Genomic DNA, 21,205 nt, shown 5'->3' with positions numbered 1-21,205 from the left:
GCGGCGGCGGCATGGCATTCTCAGGCGGCGGAAAACAAAGCCGCCTGAGAAGACTTCCAGTGCGCCTAGGCGGGGATCGAACTCAGCCGTCGTAGCAAAGTCGGCGTCGCCATCACCATGGCGCGCTCGGCCGGCGTCATGAACGACACCGCTTCCTCGATCGTGCCGGCTTCCTCGATCTTGGCAATCGCCTGCGCTTCCAGCGGATCGATCTTGCCGCGCGGCCGCGGCGGCACCGCATCGGTCAGGGCGAGGTGGACGGCGCGCAGGTTCTCGTCGCGGGCGATCGCGACGAGATCCGGCGCTTCGGCGACCGCCTGCTCATAGACCGGGCGCGCCGCAGCGGCGGCGATCGCGACCGCCGGCGGGTCGACTTCCTCCGGCGTGCGCAGCAGTCCGATCCGGCGGATGAAGCGGCCGATCGTGTTGGAACCGGTCATGCCGGAGACCGGCACGACCAGGAGCAGGCCGAGGATCGCCGGCGACATCCACGCGACGAGCACGAGCGAATCGAGCCAGGCGGCGAACAGCAGCGCGACGCCGATCAGGAAATGCCAGCGATGGCGGACGATCAGCGACTTGATCGGCACGCCGCCATCGTCGCGGCGCTGCGGCTTCCAGCCGGAATCGCGGCCGAGCAGGATCGACAGGATGGCGCCCGTATGGACCAGCATCATGATCGGGGCGATGAGCGCCGAGACGATGATCTCGAACACGAAGCTCGCAATGGTGCGGAATCCGCCGACCTTGCGGCGATCGTCGCGCGTGCGCAGGAAGGAGATCAGGCCGAGCAGCTTCGGGCCGAACAGGATCACCATGGTGAGGCCGAACAGGCGCAGGGCGCGCTCGGCGTCGATGACCGGCCAGGTCGGGAAGAGCTGGAACTCCTCGGTGAAATATTCCGGGCGGATGAAATGCGCCTGCAGCGACAGCGCCAGGCCCGCGAGGATCAGCATCAGCCACAGAGGCGAGGCGAGATAGGAGCCGATTCCGGTTAAAAGGTGGATGCGGCTGACCCAGTGCAGACCGCGCGCCGGCAACACCAGCGTGTGCTGCAGATTGCCCTGGCACCAGCGCCGGTCGCGCACGGCGAGGTCGATCAGCGAGGGCGGGCTTTCTTCATAGGAGCCGGCGAGGTCCTCGGCGATCCGTACCGTCCAGCCGGCACGGCGCAGCAGCGCCGCCTCGACGAAATCATGACTGAGGATGTGGCCGCCGAAGGGCGGCTTGCCGGGCAGGTGGGGCAGGCCCGCGGCCTCCATGAAGGCGCGCGTGCGGATGATGGCGTTGTGGCCCCAGTAGTTGCCCTCGGAGCCGGTCCAGAAGGCGAGGCCGGCGCCGACGACCGGGCCGTAGACGCGGCCGGCGAACTGCTGCAGCCGGGCGACGATGGTGGTGCCGTTGACGAGGGCCGGGATGGTCTGGATCAGGCCCGCATCGGGGTCTTCCTCCATCCGGCGCGCCAGCTCCACGATCGTCTCCGGGGCGATCAGGCTGTCGGCGTCGAGCACCAGCATGTGGTCGTAGGCGGCGCCCCAGCGGGTGCAGAAATCGGCGACGTTGCCGGACTTGCGGGCGACGTTCTTGCGGCGGCGACGATAATAGATCTTGGCCCGGTCGCCGAGGCGGCCGCGCAGCGCGAGCAGCGCCGCTTCCTCCGCCAGCGCCACGTCGGGATCGGTGGTGTCGGAGAGGATGAACCAGTCGAAGGCGGGTCCCTGGTGCAGTTCGTCGAGCCCGACCGCCATGGCCTCGACTGCGGCGAAGACCCGCGACGGGTCCTCGTTGTAGGTCGGCATCAGCATGGCCGTCCTGCCGCCGAGCGGGCCTGGCGGGGTACGCTTCTGGCGGTATCGCCGGGCCATGACGACGCCATAGCCCGCGATCGCACTGGTGAAGGCGAGCGCGATCCAGCCGAAATTCAGCGCAAACAGCACCAGCACGGCGATCTCGATCGGCGTCAGGCCGCCGACGATCAGCACCTGCTCCATCTCGAAGACGGCGACGGCGGCGAGCAGGAACGCACTGCCGAGGATGCCGATGCGGCGGATCCAGGACGAGCGCGAGCGGCGCGGATCGACGAATTTGCGCCGGTCGCGCCGGCGAAAGCGCCAGAGCGACTGGGTCGGCATGTCCGAAGGCGTCTCCGGCGGCGTGCCGCGCGTCGGATGGGCCGTCGCCTCGTCCCCCGGGACGCGGGAGGCCGGCGGCGGCAGATCCGCCGGCTGGGCCGTTTCCACGGCAGGGAAAGCGATCACGCCGTCCATCGATAGACCCAGGTCTCCGCTGGCCGCTCATCCGGGAACTGCAGCACGACCCTCAACTCCACGAGGGTCGCGTCTTCCGGGTCGAGTTCGAAATTGACGCGCCATCCTTCACCCAGCTTCGGGTTGGGGATCAGCACGACATTGCTGATCTTACCCCTGGATGTGGTGACCGTCGCCTTCGGTTCCTTCGCCGGCTGGCCTTCCAACGCCTGCGGCGGGAAAAAGTCGATCACAAAGCGGCGATTGGGATTGTCGCCATCCGACTGGGCGCGGCCGATGCGGGTGCCGGCCACGACCATGCCGCCCGGCGCATAGGCCGGGTCGCCGCCCCAGGACAGGCGATAGGCGAAGGCGTATTCGGTGCCTGCAGCGATGACGTCCTTCGGCTGCCAGTAGGCGACGATGTTGTCATGCACCTCGGAATTGGTCGGGATCTCGACCAGCGTGACGGCGCCCTGGCCCCAGTCGCCGACCGGCTCGACCCAGAGGCTCGGCCGCGCCTCGTAGGAGGCCTCGAGATCCTCGTAATTGTCGAAGACGCGGTTGCGCTGCATCAGGCCGAAGCCGCGCGGGCCGGCGTCGACGAAGGCGCTGATTTGTAGCGTCGTCGGATTGGAGATCGGCCGCCACAGCCGTTCGCCGCGGCCATTGACCATCAGCAGGCCATCGGAATCGTGCACTTCGGGGCGGAAGTCGTCGACGCCGATGCGGTCGTTCGAGCCGAAGAAATACATGCTGGTGCCCGGCGCCAGGCCGACCTTGGTGAGATCGACGCGCGGGAACAGGGTCGCCTCGACATCCATGGTGGTGGGATAGCCGGGCCGGATCGTGAAGCGATAGGCGCCGGACGCGCTCGGGCTGTCGAGCAGCGCGTGCAGGACGATGGTCTCGCCTTCCTTGATCGGGGTCTCGACCCAGAAGGCGCGGAAAATCGGGAATTCCTCGCCCTCGGGCTCGGCCGTCTTGATGGCGAGGCCGCGCGCGGAGATGCCGTAGACCTGGCCACGGCCGATCGCGCGGAAATAGCTGGCGCCCTGGAAGACGAGTATTTCGTCGAAATAGTTGGGATTGTTGATCGGGCCGTGCACCCGGATGCCGGCGAAGCCCATGTCGACGTCGGGGATGCCCTTCGGCACCAGCGGGCCGAAATCGAACATGTTGGTCGAGTAGGGCAGGTGCTTGGCCTGGCCTTCCTTGACGATCGCGACCTCGATCGGCTCCTTGTAGTAGAAGCCGGGATGGAAGAGCTGCAGCTTGAACGGCAGGCCGTCATCGGCCCAGACCGAAGCCGACGGCTTGAAGCGGATGTCGCGATACTGGTCGTAGGTCAGGTTCTGCAGCACGTCCGGCAGGCGCGAGGTCGGCGCGGCGAACGGCACCCGCGACAGGCGGCGCGCGATTTCCGCCACGGTCGACCGGGTGAAGGGACCGTCCGTCGCAAGCGACGCGGCGACGTTGTTCGCCTGCGCCATGGCCTCGACCGGGTACAGGTTGCCGATGGCAGCGGCGGCGACAAAGGCGCCGGCCGATGCGAGCAGGCGTCGCCGCGAGATCTTGAACGGAGTCTCAGTCATTTTCTGTCTGTTTTCTCGGAAAACCGGAGTGGTTACCCGAACTTAGGGTCGAACTGTGGTGAAATTAACACGGCCCGTTTGCCGCAGCCGAACCGGCTGCGGAGGTCGTTGGCTCCCTATAGGGCCGAAGGCTTCCGTCCGCCATGGCCCTGTCGCGACAAAGGTGCGGATCCGGAGCGGATTCCCACCTTCCGGCTGGTTGCTCAAGTCCGACAATGTCGCGTTCCCCGACGCCATGATTCCCGTCAAATCCCACATAGCTTAGCCGCGTTTTCGAGAATGCGGAACGTCGCCGGAGGTCGCCTGCGATCATATTTGAAGCCATTTTTTCCCGGGAGGTGCCGCTGGGGGACGACGGGCCAGGAAGCGCGGGCGGGCCTGCAACCTGTGCGGCTACTTGTGCGCGTCGTCGCGCCTAGGCATTCTCTGCGGCGCTCATCGGCCGAAGTGCGTTCGGCCCGGGCCCATTCGACCCAGATTGCATTCGATTCGAGTGCACAACACCAAAAGAAACCTCCGCTGAGGAAGCAGTCATGATCACGGTTTTCGGTTCCATCAATATCGATCTCGTCAGCCGGACCGCGCGCCTGCCGCGCCCGGGCGAGACGGTGCCCGGATCCGAATACCAGCTGATCCCCGGCGGCAAGGGCGCCAATCAGGCGCTGGCGGCGCGGCGCGCGGGCGCGAATGTCCGCATGATCGGCGCGGTCGGCAGTGACGACATGGCCGCGACCGCGCTCGCCGAGCTCGACGCCGGCGGCGTCGACCTGACCGGCGTCCAGCGCCGGGGCAACACGACCGGCATGGCGGTGATCACCGTCGATGACCATGCCGAGAACACCATCGTGCTGTCGCCGGGCGCCAATGCGAAGCTTTCCGCCGATGACATCGCGCCGGGCTCGGTCGGCGTCGGCGACACGCTTCTGCTGCAGATGGAAGTGCCGTTCGAGCAGACGCTCGCCGCCGCCCGCCTCGCCAAGGCCGCCGGCGCGCGCGTCGTGCTCTCGATCGCGCCCTTCCTGCCGGTGGAGCGCGAGGCCTTCGCCGATATCGACATGATCCTCGTGAACGAGACCGAGGCGGGAGACCTCGCCCGGCATCTCGGCCTTAACCCCGGCTCGACCGGCGCCGAGACGGTCAGCCGGCTGGCCGGGGAGTTGAAGCGCACGGTGATCGCGACCCTCGGCCCGGATGGCGCCGTCGCCGCCACCACCGAGGCGGACACCATCAGCGTGCCGGCGCTGAAGGTCGTGCCGGTCGACACCACCGGCGCTGGCGACACGTTCTGCGGCGTGCTGGCGGCGCTGCTCGACGAGGGCGCCGACCTCGCGATCGCGATGCGCCGGGCCGCCGTGGCCGGTTCGCTTGCCTGTGCCAAGCCGGGCGCGCAACCCAGCTTCCCCCTGCGGGAGGCGATCGAATTGTCGCTGATCGACGATCCCGCTTTTCCGTGACAGCGGGACGGGGCTGATGTATGACGACTGACAAGACTGATCACTGGTGAATATCATATTCATCTGAAAACCAATCTGAGTCGCATCCGGCCTGCGCCTGCGCGCGGTTTCCGGTCGTGCCGTAGCCCTCTATTCCGAGATCATCGATGAGCGTCACCACCGCTGCACAACCCCGTACCCTGCGCCTGAACGGCACGGACAATGTCCGCGTCGCCATCGACACCATCATGCCGGGGTCGGTCGTGGAGGGCGTGACCGCTAGCCAGCGCGTGCCCAAAGGCCACAAGATCGCCGTCACCGGCATCGCCGAAGGCGCCCCGGTCCTGAAGTTCGGCCAGATCATCGGCTTCGCCAAGGCGCCGATCGCGCCGGGCGAGTGGGTGCACGAGCACAATTGCGGCATGTCCGAGTTCGACCGCGACTACCAGTTCGCCGAGGGCGCGCATGACGACGGCCTGCTGCCGCTCAACGAGCGCCGTCATTTCGATGGCTTCCACCGTCCGAACGGCAAGGTCGGCACGCGCAACTACATCGGCATCCTGACCAGCGTGAACTGCTCGGCGACCGTCGCCCGCTACATCGCCGACGCCTTCAATCGCTCGGATATCCTCAAGGACTATCCGAACGTCGACGGCGTCGTCTCCTTCGTGCACGGCACCGGCTGTGGCATGGGCGGTTCGGGCGAGGGCTACGACACGCTGGAGCGCACGCAGTGGGGCTATGCCGCGCATCCGAACCTCGCCGGCGTGCTCGTCGTCGGTCTCGGCTGCGAAGTGTTCCAGATTCCGCGGCTGATGAAGCAGTACAATCTGGTCGAGCATGACGGTTTCCGCACCATGACGATCCAGGACACGGGCGGTACGCGCAAGACGATCGAGACCGGCATCGCCACGATCAAGGAGATGCTGCCGGCCGCCAACGCCTACCGGCGCCAGGCGACCCCGGTCTCCGAGATCATGGTCGGCCTGCAGTGCGGCGGCTCCGACGGCTATTCCGGCATCACCGCCAATCCGGCGCTCGGCCATGCCTCGGATATTCTCGTCCGCCATGGCGGCACGACCATCCTGTCGGAGACGCCGGAGATCTACGGCGCCGAGCACCTGCTCACCCGCCGCGCCGCCAACCGCGAGGTCGGCGAGAAGCTGGTCGGCCTGATCAAGTGGTGGGAAGATTATACCGAGCGCAACCAGGGCGAGATGAACAACAACCCGTCGCCGGGCAACAAGCTGGGTGGCCTGACGACGATTCTCGAGAAGTCGCTCGGCGCCGCCGCCAAGGGCGGCACCTCGACGCTGCGCGGCGTCTACAAGTATGCCGAGCCGGTCGATACGCATGGCTTCGTCTACATGGACAGCCCGGGCTATGACCCGGCCGCCGTCACCGGCCAGATCGCTTCCGGCGCCAACATGATCGTGTTCACCACGGGCCGTGGCTCGGCCGCCGGCTACAAGCCGACGCCGTCGATCAAGCTCGCGACCAATTCCGACGTCTACACCCGCATGATCGATGACATGGACATCAATTGCGGCGACGTGCTGGATGGCGTCTCGATCGAGGAGAAGGGCCAGGAGATCTTCGACGAGATCGTCGCGGTCGCGTCCGGCAAGCATTCGAAGTCGGAAGACCTCGGCTATGGCGACGCGGAATTCGTGCCGTGGCAGATCGGCGCCGTGATGTAAGGCCCGGCGTTACCGCTGTCTTGAAAACAAAAAGCCCCCGTCCGATCGGACGGGGGCTTTTTTGTTATCAGGTCATGGAAGGAGACGGGCAGGGAAGGCGGCGCGGCTCGCTACCCGCCGGCCAGCACGTCGAAGATCAGCTTGATGTTGAGGACGATGATCGTCGCGGCGATGACGGCGGCGACGGCGGTCAGCCAGCGCGGCGTCGTGAACTCGCCCATCTTGCGGCGCTCGGCGGTGAACACCACCAGCGGGATCACGGCGAAGGGGAGCTGCAGGCTCAGGATCACCTGCGACAGGATCAGCAGCTGGCCTGCGCCCTTGTCGCCGTAATAGATCGTGACGGCGGCGGCCGGCACGATGGCGATGCCGCGCGTGATCAGCCGGCGCAGCCAGGGCGCCAGGCGGATGTTGAGGAAGCCCTCCATGACGATCTGGCCGGCCATGGTGGCGGTGACCGTCGAGTTGAGGCCGCAGCAGAGCAGCGCCACGGCGAAGAGGGTCGGCGCCAGCGCCGAGCCGAGCAGCGGATGCAGCAGCGTGTAGGCCTTGTCGAGTTCGACCACCTCCGTGTTGCCCTTGGCGTGGAAGGCCGAGGCCGCGAGGATCAGGATCGAGGCGTTGATGGCGAGCGCGAACAGCAGCGCCAGCGTCGAATCCATCGTCGCGAAGCGGATCGCCTCGCGCTTGCCTTTGCTGTCGGCATGGTAGGCGCGGGTCTGCACGATGCCGGAATGCAGGTAGAGATTGTGCGGCATCACGGTCGCGCCGATGATGCCCAGCGCCAGATAGAGCATGTTCGGGTTGGAGACGATCTCGGTCGAGGGCACGAAGCCGCGCACCAGTTCGCCCCAGACCGGGTCGGCCATGACGATCTGCACCAGGAACGACACCGCGATGACGCCGAGCAGCGTGATCACCAGCGCCTCGACCCAGCGAAACCCCTTGGTCTGCAGATAGAGCACCAGGAAGACGTCGAGGGCGGTGATCAGCACGCCGATCTCGAGCGGGATGCCGAATAGGAGATTGAGGCCGATCGCCGTGCCGATCACCTCGGCGAGGTCGGTGGCGCAGATGGCGATCTCGGCCAGGATCCAGAGCAGGCCGGCGACCGGGGCGGGATAGGCGTCGCGGCAGGCCTGGGCGAGATCGCGGCCGGTGGCGATCGCCAGCCGCGTCGCCAGCGCCTGCAGGATCATCGCCATCAGGCTCGACAGCAGCACGACGAAGAGCAGCGTGTAGCCGAAGCGCGAGCCGCCGGCGATCGAGGTCGCCCAGTTGCCGGGATCCATGTAGCCGACGGCGACCAGATAGCCGGGGCCGAGGAAGGCGGCCGCCTTGCGCCAGTTCGGCGCTCCCGGGGCGACCGCGATCGAGCCATGCACCTCGGCGAGCGAAGGAGCGCCACGTTCGCGACGCCACCCGCCGCCCGCTGCCTTCTCTTCCTCGATCGTCCGCATGATGGGCTTTCAGAAATGCAACTGAGAACTATTCGCATTAAATGGACGAGTTGGCCGCGAAGTCAACAGGAACGTTGCGACAGGCGGCGCGAACGCGGCGGCGGCGCAACGGCAGCGCGGGAGCCGCTGCGGACGCGCGATCGCGGAATCGGACGGCTGCGACTGGCGGGAACATCCGGCAGGCCCTAGTTTGATTGCCTGACTATCTCCGACCCAACATGAGGCACCTCGATGCAGACACGCAAGCTCGGCACTACCGATCTCGATGTTTCGGTGATCGGTCTCGGCACCAATAATTTCGGCGGGCGCATCGACCTCGAAGGGTCGCGCCGGGTGATCGACGCGGCGATCGATCACGGCATCAATTTCTTCGATACCGCCGACATCTATGCCGACACGCATTCCGAGAGCATCATCGGCGAGGTGCTGGGCGCGCGGCGTGACAAGATCGTGCTCGCCACCAAGTTCGGCAAGCCGATCCAGGGCTCGCCGGAGAAGAAGCGGGCGTCGCGCGACTATATCTTCCGCGCCGTCGACGCCAGCCTGGCGCGGCTGAAGACCGACCGCATCGATCTCTACCAGCAGCACGAGCCGGATCCCGATACGCCGATCGAGGAGACGCTGGGCGCGCTCGAGGAACTCGTGAAGGTCGGCAAGATCCGCTATTATGGCGCCTCCAACTTCACGCCGGCGGGGCTCGGGGAAGCGCAGGCGGCGGCCCGCAAAGCCGGCTATCGCGGCTTCGTCGCCAGCCAGGACGAATACAGCCTCGTCGAGCGCTCGATCGAGGCGGAACTCTTGCCGGTGATCCGCGCCGAGAAGCTGGCGCTGATCCCGTTCTTCCCGCTCGCGGCAGGCCTTCTGACCGGCAAGTACAGCCAGGGCCAGCGCCCGGAGGGCAGCCGGTTCGGCGCCTGGACGGCGCTTGGCGACCGTTACCTGACCGAGCGCAACCTGACGCTGGCGGACCAGTACGAGGCCTTTGCCAGGGCGCGCGGCCACACGCTGCTCGAACTCGCCTTCGCCTGGCTGCTGGCGCAGGATTCCGTGCCTTCGGTGATCGCTGGCGCCACCTCGGAGGCGCAGATCGCCGCCAACGCGGCGGCCGGCGATTGGAAGCTCGGCGCGGCCGATCTCGCCGCATTTGCCGCGCTCCCGGCGTAGCGGAGCGCGCTGGCGCGTGACGGCGCGGCATGCGATCGTCGGCAGCGGGGAGGACACATCATGTCGATGGAAGTCTACGCCGCTTTCCTGCTCGCCTGCGTCGTCATCGCCATCATACCGGGTCCCACGGTGACGCTGATCATCGCCAACAGCCTGCGGCATGGCGCGCGCGCCGGGCTGCTCAACGTCGCCGGGACGCAATTGGGGCTCGCCGTCATGGTGACGGTCGCCTCGATCGGCCTGTCGTCGCTGATCTCCGCCGCCGGCCACTGGTTCGATTGGCTGCGCCTCGCCGGCGCCGCCTATCTCGTCTGGCTCGGCATCAGGATGCTGCGCGCCGAGGGCATCACTACCGCGGCGGGAACACCGGCGCCGCCGCGCGGCGGCTTCCTGCTACAGGGGCTGGTGGTCGCGCTGAGCAACCCGAAGATCCTGCTGTTCTTCGGCGCGTTCTTTCCGCAGTTCATCGATCCCAACCGCAACAAGCTCGTGCAGATCGCGATCATGGGCGTGACGGCGCTGGCGGTGGCCGCGATCAATGACAGCCTGTTCGCCCTGCTCGCCGGCCGTGCGGGGAGATGGCTGACGGAAGCGCGGTCGCGACTGATCGCCCGCATCGGCGGCGCCTGCCTGGTCGGTGGAGGCGTCTGGCTGGCGCTGGCGCGGACACGCTGACCGGCGCGTGAGGCCGTTACGAGATTTTGGGATGGAACGGATCGACACCTATCTACCAGACTACGATTTCGTCGAGCGCCATGCCTGCGAGGTGGCGGCGTCGCCGGAGGCGGTGATCGCGGTGGCGGCCGACTATCGTCCGGAATCCGATCCGTTTTTCCGCCGCATGATCGCGCTCCGCGAAGCGCCGATGCGTGGGTTGCGGCAGATCCTGGGGCGGCGGGATCCGGCGCCTGCCGCGTTCGGCCTTCAGAATTTCCTGCTGCTCGAGCAGGCCGCCGGTGGCCTGGTTTATGGCCTGGTCGGGCGTTTCTGGCGCGCCGACTACGGGCTGGTGACGCTGGCGGACGGGTCGGCGTATCGCGCCTATCGCGAGCCGGGCGTGCCGAAACTGGCGCTGGCCTTTTCGGCCGAGCCGTTGGGCCCCGGGCGGACGCGCCTCTCCACCGAGACGCGTGTCTTCTGTCCGGATCGCGGCGCCTGGCTGCGCTTCGCGCCCTACTGGTACGCGATCCGTCCGGTCAGCGGGCTGATCCGGTCGCGCATCCTCGCTTCGATCAAGCGGCAGAGCGAGCGCCGGGACAGCGCCTGACCCGGATCCGCTTCGCCCGAAAGCGCCCTAGAGATGGATTTCCGGCGCGGTCTTGCAGGTGGATGGCTTGCGCCGATCCCAGCCGCGCGAGGTCCAGTCCTTGGCCGGGCCGGCATTGGGGCCGCCGGATTCCTCGGGTGCGAAGAAGGTGAAGCAGTTGCCGCCGTCGCGCTCGACGAAGAAGCAGGCGCCTTCCTGGCTGTCGTAGAAGGTGCAGAACTTGCCGTCGCGCACCGACCATTGGCCGGAATCCGACCCGTCCATGTCGTGATAGCGGATCGTGCCGTCTATATTGTAGCTCTCGCTGAAGAAGGCGCCGTTGTTGTAGATGCCGTCCAGCGTGACACCCGAAAAGAGCCCCTCTATCTCCGCCGCGGGCACGCGCTGGCCGGCCGTCGCCGACAGGGGCGCCGCCAGGCCGAAGGCTCCTGCCGCCGCCAGCAGGGCGAAACGGCGTATCCAATCCCGTTGCAATCTGCTCACGCGGTTCGTCTCCGTTGACTTCTCTCTGGTTTGACGGCAGAACGTGCGCCAACTTTCTTCGGACTGACCGATGACCGCGCACGTCGTTGCATCTTCGATTCTAGTCGACCTGGTGGCTTCCGTCACCCGGACAGGCACGGCCGTCACGCGCACCTCCACCACTGACAAAACGTCGAAAACCACGACGACTGCCTGACGTCCCTCCGCGCCCCCCAATCTCCCCCGGGGCCCCGAGGGAGACGGGGCCGACCGGACGTGGGTTTTCCGCGGACGACGGTGGGGGAGAAAGACGGACAAGGAGCAGGAAAAAATGGGTTACAAGGTCGCGATCGTCGGCGCCACGGGCAATGTGGGCCGCGAAATTCTTTCGATCCTCGAGGAGCGCGGCTTCCCCGCCGACGAGGTGGTGGCGCTTGCCTCCCGCCGCAGCCAGGGCACGGAAGTGTCGTTCGGCGACAAGACGCTGAAGGTGAAGGCGCTCGACCAGTACGACTTCTCCGACACCGACATCTGCCTGATGTCGGCCGGCGGCTCGATCTCGAAGGAATGGGCCCCGAAGATCGGCGCGCAGGGTTGCGTCGTCATCGACAATTCCTCGGCCTGGCGCTACGACGCGCAGGTGCCGCTGATCGTGCCGGAAGTGAACGCCGACGCCATCACGGGCTTCTCCAAGCTCAACATCATCGCCAATCCGAACTGCTCGACCGCGCAGCTCGTCGTCGCGCTGAAGCCGCTGCACGACGTCGCGACGATCAAGCGCGTCGTCGTCTCGACCTACCAGTCGGTCTCTGGCGCCGGCAAGGAAGCGATGGATGAGCTGTTCACGCAGACCCGCGCCGTCTTCGTCAACGACCCGATCGAAGCGACGAAGTTCACCAAGCGCATCGCCTTCAACCTCATTCCGCACATCGACGTCTTCATGGAGGACGGCTACACCAAGGAAGAGTGGAAGGTGATGGCCGAGACCAAGAAGATCCTCGACCCGAAGATCAAGCTGACCTGCACCGCCGTGCGCGTGCCGGTGTTCGTCTCGCATTCCGAATCCGTCAACATCGAGTTCGAGAAGCCGATCTCGGCCGACGAGGCGCGCGATATCCTGCGCGAGGCGCCGGGCTGCCTGGTCATCGATAATCCGGAAGAAGACCAGTACATCACCCCCTACGAGGCGACCGGCGAGGACGCGACCTTCATCTCGCGCATCCGCGAGGACGCTACCGTCGAGAACGGCCTCAACCTGTGGGTCGTCTCCGACAACCTGCGCAAGGGCGCCGCGCTCAACGCCGTCCAGATCGCCGAGGTCCTGGTCAACCGCAAGCTGATCCAACCGAAGAAGAAGGCCGCCTGAGGCGGTTCGGCTTCGTTCTGCTTCCAATGAAAAGGGCGGCCCCGGGGCCGCCCTTTTTGCATCCGGTATCCATCTGGCGCGAAGGGCTCAGACCTCGATCTCTTCCGGCACGGTGAAGCGGCCGGTTTCCTTGTCGAGAAGGTAGAGCTCGGCGGTCGAGATGTCGAACCAGGCGCCGTGCAGCTCCAACTCGCCGATCTCCTCCAGGCTCCGGATCCAGGGGAAGGTGCGCAGGTTTGCGATCGTCTGGCGGATCGAGGCGAATTCCATGGCGCGCTGGCGGTCGGCCGTCTCGGCCGGGTCCTCGCAGATCAGCGCCTCGGCCGGCTTCAGCAGGGAGATCCACTTGCCGACGAAATCGGTGTGACCCTTCAAGTCCGGCGGCGCGTCGCGGGCGGCGAGATAGCCGGTGATGCCGCCGCAGCGGCCGTGGCCCATGACGACGAGATCGCGCACCTTCAGGCTCAGCACGCCGAATTCGATCGCGGCCGAGGTGCCGTGGTGTTCGCCATCCGGCGTGAAGGGCGGTACGAGCGCGGCGACGTTGCGCACGACGAAGAGCTCGCCCGGGGCGGCGTCGAAGATCGTCTCCGGTGCGGCGCGGCTGTCGCTGCAGCCGACGATCATCGTTCGCGGGCGCTGGCCGGTCTCCGCCAATACCTTGTAGCGCGAACTCTCCTGCGGCAGCCGCTGTTCGCGGAAGGTCGAGTAGCCGCGCAGAAGACGGGACGGGAAATCGGGGGCCTTAGCCATCCGGTGGTGCTCCAATGGGGGCCTGACACAGCATCATGCGGTGCAGCATGATCGTAGCGATCCAATAAACGGCTTTGCCGCATGGGTCGAGAGGGTTCGCGCGCCGGGCCGGGTCGCGATGACGGCAGGGCGACGCGGCGGGCCGGGAAACGGCGTTCAGGCCCAGATCGCGATCCGTAGCCCTCGTGCGTCGCGCGCCGGCTCGGCCGGGAAGCTCTTCGCCTCGCCCTTGAGCAGGCGGCGGGCGATAAGTGCGTTCGCCGCCGCGTCGAGCAGATCGTCCGCGGCGGCGCCGCGCGGCGGGCGGACGAGGTCGTCAGCGGCAAATCCATGGCGGACCAGCAGGGCGCGGCGCTCGTCGAGCCCGGCCGGGTTGGGCCGGCTCTTCACCTTCTTCGGCAGGGTCATGGCCGCGTCGCCGTTCAGCCGCCAGAAGGCCAGTTCGGGATGGACCTCGAAGATCCGCGCCTCCAGCGCCGGCGTCATCAGCGCGTCGATCTCGCGTATCTTTGGAAAGAGGTGGAAGCACTGCTTCGCCACCATGCGGGGCGGCTCCGAGCTGGCGCTCGCGACCGCGCAGGAAACGCGATAGTCCTCGGTCATCACCGCGCTTCGCGACGGCACCGAGAAGACAGAACTCTGGCGGGGGCCGAGCTTCTGGCGTACCGGCCGTTCCGGCCCGCGTCCCTCCGGGCCGATGAAGTCCGGCAGGCCGATCGGCATGTCGACGGCGAGGAACGCGTCTCCGGTCTCGGCGACCAGATCGGCGAAACGGGCATGGACGCGTACCTCGGGTGCAAGCGGGCCGTCAGAGGCGATCGAGACGGCGATCCAGCCGGCCGGACAGCCGTCGACGCCGACGACCCGCGCGGTCACGGGATGATCCGCACCGGCGTCAACGGCGCCAGCAGGCGGTCCTGGATCGCGGCGAGCGGCAGTTCGTCGGTACCGAGGCGGGCAGCCGCGCCGATCGCGTCGGCCACGGCGGCGGTGGCGAGGCGCAGTGCCTCAGCGTCCGAGGCGCCTTCGACGAGGCGGGCCAGGAACAGCGCGGCGAACAGGTCGCCGGTGCCGTTCGGCACGCGGCCGCCGATCGCGGCGTGGCTGGCGCGGATGGTGTCGTGGCCCGCGCCGTTGCGCGACAGCAGCAGCGTGGTGATCTCGCCCTCGGTGCCGGCGGCCGAGGTGACCGCGATGCGCGGCGTCGAGAGCGTGGTCGCGGCGGCATGCAGCGCCTCGGCCGGCAGCGAGAGATTGCCGGTCAGGAAACCGAGTTCGGTCGGGTTCGGCGTCAGGATGTCGGCGCGCGGCACGAGGTGGTCGCGGATCGCCGCCGCCGTCGCCTCCGGCACGTAAAGGACGCCGGCGTCGCCCATCACCGGGTCGCAGAGATAGAGCGCGTCGGGCCGCGCCGCCTTGACGGCATCGACCAGCCGCGCCACGGCGGCAGGCTGGCCGGGCGCGCCCATGTAGCCGGTCAGCACGGCGCCGATCTCACCGAGCCAGGGCGCGCGGATCAGGTCGTCGACCAGCACCTCGAAGGCGGCGGCGTCCGGAACGATCCGGCTGGAACGGCCATGGCCGGGATGCCAGGGCAGCGTCACCGTCTGCACCGACCAGACCGGATGGCCGAAGCGCTCCAGCGCGAAGGCCGCGCCGCGTCCGCCGACCGCGCCGCGCACGACGGTCGAGGAGATGACGAGGATCGCGGGCTTCTTCACCAGTTCGGTCGAGACGGTCATGCGCGTGCTTCCTGCGACGCCGGCGGTTCCGGGCCGGCGGTGCGAAACTAGCCGATTCGATTCCGTTTCGCTGCTCCCGCTCCTATGCTGGCGGCCGAGCCCGACTTCCGGCATGCCGGATCGGCCGTTCCTCTGTTCCGGAAAGTCCCGCATGAAGCCGATCCGTCCGCGCCGTTCCGCTCTCTATGTGCCCGGCTCCAATCCGCGCGCCATGGCGAAGGCGCCGACGCTCGGCGCCGATGTCGTGATCTTCGATCTCGAGGACGCCGTCGCGCCTTCCGAGAAGGACGCAGCCCGCGAGCGCGTCGTCGAGGCGGTGGCGGCGCTGCGTCAGGCCGGCACGTCCACCGAGATCGTCGTCCGCGCCAACGGGCTCGATACGCCCTGGATCGAGGCCGATCTCGCGGCGGTCGGCGCGGCGCGGCCGGATGCGCTGCTGTTGCCGAAGATCTCGCGGCCGGACGACCTCGCGCGCGTCCGCGCCCGGATCGCCGCTGACGTGGCGCTGCCGCTCTGGGCCATGATCGAGACGCCGCGCGCCGTGCTCGACCCGCTTGCGATCGCCGAGGCGCAGGATGCGCGGCTGCCGCTCGCGGTGCTGGTGCTCGGCCTCAACGATCTCGCCCGCGAGACGGGGGTACGGCAGCTGCCGGGCCGCGCGCCGATGCTGCCCTGGATGATGACGGCGCTCGCCGCGGCACGGACGGCGGGCATCGAGATCCTCGATGGCGTCTTCAACGACATCGTCGACGCTGCCGGCTTCGCGGCCGAATGCCTCCAGGGCCGCGACTGCGGCTTCGATGGCAAGACGGTGATCCACCCACAGCAGGTCGCCGGCGCCAACGCCGCCTTTGCGCCAGGGCCGGAGGAACTGGCCTGGGCTGCGCGGATCGCTCCCGTGTTCGACTTGGCCGAGAACGCCGGCAAGGGCGTCATCCGGATCGAGGGCCGCATGGTCGAGCGCCTGCACGCCGACATGGCGAAGCGCCTGTTGGCGCTGGCGGCGGCGATCGCGGCGAAAGGGTAGGGGCTTCTCTCCTCCCGCACTCGTCGTCCAGCTCCGGCTCCGCTGGTTCTGACGCTCGCCGTCATCCTCGCGAAAGCGAGGATCCATGCGGCCGGGTTCTCCGTCGCACGAGCCTCCCCAAAGCCTCGGCTGAGTGGATTCCGGCTCGGGGGCCGGGATCACTGCGAGGGTGGGGTTGGGGCGGTCATCTGTCCGGATGGGATGAAGAGCATTGTCGCGGGGAGGCACGTACCCAGGGAGACGCGAACGAGCGCGGGTCGGGCTCAGCGTGTCCGAATACTCGCCGTCATCCCTGCGGAAGCAGGGATCCACCTTTCGGATCCTTGTCGCCAAAACAAGAAAGGCGCCGGATCGCTCCGGCGCCTTTCCAATTCAAGGTCCCGCTGGCCTCAGGCCCAGGGGCGGGCCGCTTCGGTGGTCTTCTCGTAGGTCTCGATCCGAGGCGCCTTGACCAGGGTCAGGCCGATGTCGTCGAGGCCGCTCAGAAGCTTTTCCTTGCGGGCCGGATCGATGTCGAAATGCACGGAGCCGCCATCGGGACCGCGGATTTCCTGGGCTTCCAGATCGACCGTCAGGCGGGCGTTCTCGCCGCGGTCGGCGTCATCGAACAGCTTGTCGAGATCTTCCTTCGACACGCGGATCGGCAGGATGCCGTTGTTGAAGCAGTTGTTGTAGAAAATGTCGGCGAACGAGGTCGAGATCACGCAGCGGATGCCGTAGTCGAGCAGCGCCCAGGGGGCGTGCTCGCGCGACGAGCCGCAGCCGAAATTGTCGCCGGCGACAATGATCGTCGCGCCGCGATAGGCGGGCTTGTTGAGCACGAAGTCCGGGTTTTCGCTGCCGTCCTCGTTGAAGCGCATCTCGGCGAACAGGCCCTTGCCGAGGCCAGTGCGCTTGATCGTCTTCAGATAGTCCTTCGGAATGATCATGTCGGTATCGATGTTGATCAGCGGCAGCGGAGCCGCGACACCGGTCAGCGTCGTGAATTTTTCCATGGTGATCATTCCCAATTAGCCGTCAGACGGCGGTAAATGCGCCGAAAAGCCGCCTAGGTCAAGGCTTTCGGCGTTTGCGGACGCATTGGGCGACGGCTAATCGGCCGCCGCCTCGATCGCTTCCATGTCGGCGTCGGAAAGGCCGAAATGATGGCCGATCTCGTGGATCAGCACATGGCTGACGATGGCGCCCAGCGTTTCGTCGTGCTCGGCCCAGTAATCGAGGATCGGGCGGCGGTAGAGCCAGACGCGGTTCGGCATCATGCCGGTGTATTCGACCGCCGATGCATGGGCGAGGCCGACGCCCTGGAACAGGCCGAGCAGGTCGAACTCGGACTCGATGCCGAGCGCGTCGAGCGCCTCGTCATCGGGAAAATCGTCGACGCGGATCTCGATCTCGCCGGTCAACTGGCGGAATTCGTCCGGCAGGCTTTCGAGCGCCGCCTGGCCGAGGGCCTGGAAATCGTCGAGCGAGGGCGCCTTGAGCGCGTCGAGGTCGAGCTTTGCCATACGCAGTCGCATCCGGCTGGAAGTGGGAACGAGGAACCGCCACCGGCGGCACGGTCGCCTGATATGGGTCGGGGGCGCGGATTTCGCCAGCCGCGTGGAGAGCGCCGTCAGGTCGCCGAGCCGCGATCGATGCGGACGATGAAGCTCTCCAGCCGCGCCTTCTTGCCCAGCGTCTCGGCGAAGGTCGTGCGCATCGAGGAGCCCTCCGGCACCATCCAGCGCAGCGACAGCCAGTCGCGCGAGCGGCCCTTGCGGGCGAGCGCCTCGACCAGGGCGCGGGCGACGCCACGACCGCGCGATTCGTGCATGACGAACAGGTCCTCGAGCTGGCCGACGCGCATGCCGGACATGGCATCGGGCAGGTCGCAGAACACGGCGAAGCCGACCAGCACGCCATCGAGGCGGGCGCCGAGGATCTCGGCCGTGCGGTCGCGCAGCAGCGTCTCGGCATAATAAAGGTCGGGGTGGCGCGGCGCGCCTCGCTTCATGTCCTGGACATAGGCGGCCAGCAGGGGCGCGAATTCCAGCGCATCGTCGATCGTCAGGGCGGCGGTCTCGAAGCGGGTCGAAAGAGGCAGCGTTTCCATGATTCCGTGTCGGCAGTTGGCCGGTGGCCACTGGCGGCGACCGGTCCTTGTCCCATTTCATAACATTGTCGCATCGGTTTCGGGATGCAATCGCGAATGTAGCCCGATCCCTGCGGCCGGTTGGACCACAGGGAGCCCGGATCCTCGGGTCGGTCCGGTCGTTGATCCCCATTCGCTACGGCGCTCGCCGGGATCGTGGCGGGGTGGCGTCGCCGTGGGTTTCGAGGAGTAAAGGTGATGTTCAAGCATATCCTGATCTCCGCCGCGGCCGCGCTGGCGCTCGTCCTGGGCACGCTCGGCGCTACGACGGAAACGGCATACGCCCAGCATTGGGGCGGTCACGGCGGTGGCGGCATGATGTGGCCGCGCGGCGGGTGGCATGGCGGTGGCGGGTGGCATGGCGGTGGCGGCTGGCACGGTGGCGGCGGCTGGAATGGCGGCTGGCACGGCGGTGGCGGCTGCTGGAACTGCGGCTGGAACGGCGGCTGGGGTTGGGGCTGGGGCCCCGCCTTCGGGCTTGGCCTCGGTCTCGGCTATGGCGCCGGCGTCTGGGACACGGGCCCGTCCCGGGTCTGCCGGCCGGTGTTCCGCAATGTCCGCGTCAGCACGCCCGGCGGCTGGCGCTGGCGCAGCGTCTTCGTCGGCAATCGCTGCTACTGGGTCGACAATGGCTATGGCTGGTAAAAGGCCGGGCTGGTAAGGCCGGCTGATCGTCGACAGGACAGACGGGCGGTTTTCCTGAACGTCGGCTGAACATGCATCTCAGCCGGGGTTCATGCGTTGCCCTCTTGAATAGGCGGAGCAGGCCGACCCCCGGCCTGCACGTCCTCAAGGGAGCAAACCATGCTGAAGCAAACCATGATTGCCGCCGCGACCACCCTTGTCCTCGCCACCGGCTCGCTGGCCGTTTCGACGGGCAGCGCGCTCGCCTGGCATCGCGGCGAACCCCATCACGGCCGCCACGACGACCGCTGGGACCGGCGCGGCTGGGACAACGGCCCGCGCGGGCATCATGGCTGGGGCAGGCCGCACCGGGTCTGCCGGCCGGTGGTCCGTGACCGCAAGGTCTGGCGCCATCATCGCTGGGAGTGGCGCCGCGTCGTCGTGGGCCAGCGCTGCTTCTGGACGCGCGGCGGCGGCCCCCGCCACTGGTGATCGCGCCCTGGAATGCGAAAGGGGCCCGGACGTCGCCGTCCGGGCCCCTTTTTCATTGGCTTCGGCAGAGGCGGCTCAGCGCCAGCTGCGGATGTCGACGAAGTGGCCGGCGATCGCGGCCGCGGCGGCCATGGCCGGCGACACCAGATGGGTGCGGCCCTTGAAGCCCTGGCGACCCTCGAAATTGCGGTTCGAGGTCGAGGCGCAGCGCTCATGCGGCTTCAGGCGGTCGTCGTTCATCGCGAGGCACATCGAGCAGCCGGGTTCGCGCCATTCGAAGCCGGCGTCGCGGAACAGCTTGTCGAGGCCCTCGGCTTCCGCCTGCGCCTTCACCAGGCCGGAGCCGGGGACGACCATGGCGTTGACGCCCTCGCGCACCTTCTGGCCGCGGATCATCGAGGCGGCGGCGCGCAGGTCCTCGATCCGGCCATTGGTGCAGGAACCGATGAAGATGCGCTCGACCGGGATGTCGACCATGCGGGTGCCGGGCTTCAGGCCCATATATTCGAGCGCGCGCCACTTCGACTTGCGCTTGTTCTCGTCGGCGATGTCGTCCGGGTTCGGCACGACGCCGGCGATCGAGACGACGTCCTCGGGCGAGGAGCCCCAGGTGACGATCGGCGGCAAGCTGGCGGCGTCGAGGCGGATCTCGGTGTCGAAATGCGCGCCGGGATCGGTCTTCAGCGTGTCCCAGTAGCGCAGAGCCGCTTCCCAGGTCTCGCCGGTCGGCGCCTTCGGGCGGCCCTTGATGTAATCGTAGGTCGTCTGGTCCGGCGCGATCAGGCCGGCGCGGGCGCCGCCTTCGATCGACATGTTGCAGACGGTCATGCGGCCTTCCATCGACAGGGCGCGGATGGCGTCGCCGGCATATTCGATCACGTGGCCGGTGCCGCCGGCCGTGCCGATCTCGCCGATGATGGCGAGCACGATGTCCTTGGCCGAGACGCCTTCCGGCGCCACGCCGTCGACCGTGACCAGCATGTTCTTGGCCTTGGACTGGATCAGCGTCTGGGTGGCGAGCACATGCTCGACCTCCGACGTGCCGATGCCGTGCGCGAGCGCGCCGAAGGCGCCATGCGTCGAGGTGTGGCTGTCGCCGCAGACGATGGTCATGCCGGGCAGGGTGAAGCCCTGCTCGGGGCCGACGATGTGGACGACGCCCTGGCGACGGTCGAGCTCGGAATAATATTCGACGCCGAACTCGGCCGCGTTCTCGGCGAGCGTCGCGACCTGCAGCGCCGATTCCGGGTTCTCGATGCCGTGCGTGCGGTCGGTCGTCGGCACGTTGTGGTCGACGACGGCGAGCGTCTTCTTCGGCTGGTGCACCTTGCGGCCGGCCATGCGCAGGCCCTCGAAGGCCTGCGGGCTCGTCACCTCATGCACGAGGTGGCGGTCGATGTAGAGGATCGTGTTGCCGTCTTCGTTCTTCTCGACGACGTGGTCGTCCCAGATCTTGTCGTAGAGAGTGCGGGGATTGCCGTTCGACGTGGTCATGACGTCTTCTTCCTGAAGGATAAAATGCTTGCGCGAGGGGTGATCGATCGGGGCCACTGCCCCGTCAAAGTCGATCGGATCCGCGATCCTCGGTGGCCAGCAGACGAGCGAAAAACCGCCAGGGAAGCCGCGCATGATCCGTCAGCGCCGCGAATTCGGCGGTCGTCGGCTGATGGATGCGGGCGAAGGGGCTGTTCATAGCGTTTCTAAATAGCAGTCAATCACCGGAACGACAATTCGGATCATCGT

The 21,205-nt window shown here is 67.5% G+C and carries 20 protein-coding genes; 9 read left to right on the top strand and 11 right to left on the bottom strand.

The features are described from left to right. Window positions 1-65: 65 nt before the first annotated feature. Both mdoH and WFK98_RS15775 read right to left on the bottom strand, forming a co-directional pair. Window positions 66-2,267 (bottom strand): glucans biosynthesis glucosyltransferase MdoH, encoded by a 2,202-nt coding sequence (gene mdoH / locus WFK98_RS15780; protein ID WP_336800904.1) that lies wholly within the window; start codon window positions 2,265-2,267, stop codon window positions 66-68. Then, complete coding sequence (locus tag WFK98_RS15775) at window positions 2,255-3,841, bottom strand: glucan biosynthesis protein (protein WP_266338719.1); 1,587 nt, start codon at window positions 3,839-3,841, stop codon at window positions 2,255-2,257. The genes mdoH and WFK98_RS15775 overlap by 13 nt, the downstream gene beginning before the upstream one ends. A gap of 533 nt (window positions 3,842-4,374) precedes the next feature. Between WFK98_RS15775 and WFK98_RS15770 the strand changes: the two genes are divergently transcribed. Together WFK98_RS15770 and WFK98_RS15765 are read left to right on the top strand one after the other, a co-directional pair. Then, complete coding sequence (locus tag WFK98_RS15770) at window positions 4,375-5,295, top strand: ribokinase (RefSeq protein ID WP_336800903.1); 921 nt, start codon at window positions 4,375-4,377, stop codon at window positions 5,293-5,295. A gap of 146 nt (window positions 5,296-5,441) precedes the next feature. Then, window positions 5,442-6,974: a UxaA family hydrolase gene (locus tag WFK98_RS15765; protein WP_336800902.1), complete on the top strand. Its 1,533-nt coding sequence runs from the start codon at window positions 5,442-5,444 to the stop codon at window positions 6,972-6,974. A gap of 110 nt (window positions 6,975-7,084) precedes the next feature. Here WFK98_RS15765 and WFK98_RS15760 read toward each other — a convergent pair whose 3' ends face one another. After that, window positions 7,085-8,434 carry an Nramp family divalent metal transporter gene (locus WFK98_RS15760; RefSeq protein WP_336800901.1) on the bottom strand — a complete coding sequence of 450 codons (1,350 nt, stop codon included), beginning with the start codon at window positions 8,432-8,434 and terminating at the stop codon, window positions 7,085-7,087. 231 nt (window positions 8,435-8,665) lie between these two features. On the opposite strand from WFK98_RS15760, the gene WFK98_RS15755 reads away from it, so the two are divergent. Genes WFK98_RS15755 through WFK98_RS15745 form a run of 3 tightly spaced genes read left to right on the top strand, consistent with a single transcriptional unit; the run spans window position 8,666 to window position 10,865 of the window. Next, window positions 8,666-9,598 (top strand): aldo/keto reductase, encoded by a 933-nt coding sequence (locus WFK98_RS15755; protein ID WP_336800900.1) that lies wholly within the window; start codon window positions 8,666-8,668, stop codon window positions 9,596-9,598. A gap of 60 nt (window positions 9,599-9,658) precedes the next feature. Beyond that, window positions 9,659-10,273 carry a LysE family translocator gene (locus tag WFK98_RS15750; RefSeq protein ID WP_336800899.1) on the top strand — a complete coding sequence of 205 codons (615 nt, stop codon included), beginning with the start codon at window positions 9,659-9,661 and terminating at the stop codon, window positions 10,271-10,273. A 31-nt stretch (window positions 10,274-10,304) separates the two neighbouring features. Continuing rightward, entirely contained in the window at window positions 10,305-10,865 is a 561-nt protein-coding gene (locus tag WFK98_RS15745) for a hypothetical protein (RefSeq protein WP_336800898.1), read from the top strand. 27 nt (window positions 10,866-10,892) lie between these two features. On the opposite strand, the gene WFK98_RS15740 is transcribed toward WFK98_RS15745, so the two are convergent. Then, complete coding sequence (locus WFK98_RS15740) at window positions 10,893-11,348, bottom strand: hypothetical protein (RefSeq protein WP_336800897.1); 456 nt, start codon at window positions 11,346-11,348, stop codon at window positions 10,893-10,895. A 310-nt stretch (window positions 11,349-11,658) separates the two neighbouring features. Here WFK98_RS15740 and WFK98_RS15735 point away from each other — a divergent pair, with 310 nt between their 5' ends. Next, window positions 11,659-12,693 carry an aspartate-semialdehyde dehydrogenase gene (locus tag WFK98_RS15735; RefSeq protein ID WP_266338711.1) on the top strand — a complete coding sequence of 345 codons (1,035 nt, stop codon included), beginning with the start codon at window positions 11,659-11,661 and terminating at the stop codon, window positions 12,691-12,693. Between the two features lie 87 nt (window positions 12,694-12,780). Here the strand turns inward: WFK98_RS15735 and WFK98_RS15730 are convergent, their stop codons facing one another. The 3 genes from WFK98_RS15730 to pdxY form a co-directional block, all read right to left on the bottom strand. Beyond that, entirely contained in the window at window positions 12,781-13,446 is a 666-nt protein-coding gene (locus WFK98_RS15730) for a carbonic anhydrase (protein ID WP_266338710.1), read from the bottom strand. A 156-nt stretch (window positions 13,447-13,602) separates the two neighbouring features. Continuing rightward, window positions 13,603-14,322: a DUF429 domain-containing protein gene (locus WFK98_RS15725; protein ID WP_336800896.1), complete on the bottom strand. Its 720-nt coding sequence runs from the start codon at window positions 14,320-14,322 to the stop codon at window positions 13,603-13,605. Next, a complete protein-coding gene (gene pdxY, locus WFK98_RS15720; protein WP_336800895.1) occupies window positions 14,319-15,188 on the bottom strand; it encodes a pyridoxal kinase in 870 nt (289 codons plus the stop codon). Before pdxY ends, WFK98_RS15725 begins: the two co-directional genes overlap by 4 nt. A 151-nt stretch (window positions 15,189-15,339) precedes the next feature. On the opposite strand from pdxY, the gene WFK98_RS15715 reads away from it, so the two are divergent. Next, window positions 15,340-16,215 carry an HpcH/HpaI aldolase/citrate lyase family protein gene (locus WFK98_RS15715; protein WP_336800894.1) on the top strand — a complete coding sequence of 292 codons (876 nt, stop codon included), beginning with the start codon at window positions 15,340-15,342 and terminating at the stop codon, window positions 16,213-16,215. Window positions 16,216-16,604: 389 nt separating this feature from the next. Here the strand turns inward: WFK98_RS15715 and leuD are convergent, their stop codons facing one another. From leuD to WFK98_RS15700, 3 genes are all read right to left on the bottom strand, one after another. Beyond that, the gene (gene leuD, locus WFK98_RS15710) at window positions 16,605-17,210 is read right to left on the bottom strand and encodes a 3-isopropylmalate dehydratase small subunit (protein WP_266338706.1); all 606 of its coding nucleotides are present in this window, start codon (window positions 17,208-17,210) and stop codon (window positions 16,605-16,607) included. Between the two features lie 96 nt (window positions 17,211-17,306). Next, entirely contained in the window at window positions 17,307-17,720 is a 414-nt protein-coding gene (locus WFK98_RS15705) for a metallopeptidase family protein (RefSeq protein WP_266338705.1), read from the bottom strand. A gap of 107 nt (window positions 17,721-17,827) precedes the next feature. Further along, the gene (locus WFK98_RS15700; RefSeq protein WP_266338704.1) at window positions 17,828-18,307 is read right to left on the bottom strand and encodes a GNAT family N-acetyltransferase; all 480 of its coding nucleotides are present in this window, start codon (window positions 18,305-18,307) and stop codon (window positions 17,828-17,830) included. Between the two features lie 237 nt (window positions 18,308-18,544). On the opposite strand from WFK98_RS15700, the gene WFK98_RS15695 reads away from it, so the two are divergent. Both WFK98_RS15695 and WFK98_RS15690 read left to right on the top strand, forming a co-directional pair. Continuing rightward, entirely contained in the window at window positions 18,545-18,991 is a 447-nt protein-coding gene (locus WFK98_RS15695) for a hypothetical protein (protein WP_336800893.1), read from the top strand. 159 nt (window positions 18,992-19,150) lie between these two features. Further along, window positions 19,151-19,462: a hypothetical protein gene (locus tag WFK98_RS15690; RefSeq protein ID WP_266338702.1), complete on the top strand. Its 312-nt coding sequence runs from the start codon at window positions 19,151-19,153 to the stop codon at window positions 19,460-19,462. Window positions 19,463-19,537: 75 nt separating this feature from the next. Here WFK98_RS15690 and leuC read toward each other — a convergent pair whose 3' ends face one another. Next, entirely contained in the window at window positions 19,538-20,956 is a 1,419-nt protein-coding gene (gene leuC / locus WFK98_RS15685) for a 3-isopropylmalate dehydratase large subunit (protein WP_266338701.1), read from the bottom strand. Window positions 20,957-21,205 lie beyond the last annotated feature (249 nt).

The sequence above is a fragment of the Kaistia sp. MMO-174 genome (genome assembly GCF_037147815.1).
In the GTDB taxonomy this organism is placed as follows: domain Bacteria; phylum Pseudomonadota; class Alphaproteobacteria; order Rhizobiales; family Kaistiaceae; genus Kaistia; species Kaistia nematophila.
This window is presented reverse-complemented; position numbering and strand designations above follow the sequence as displayed.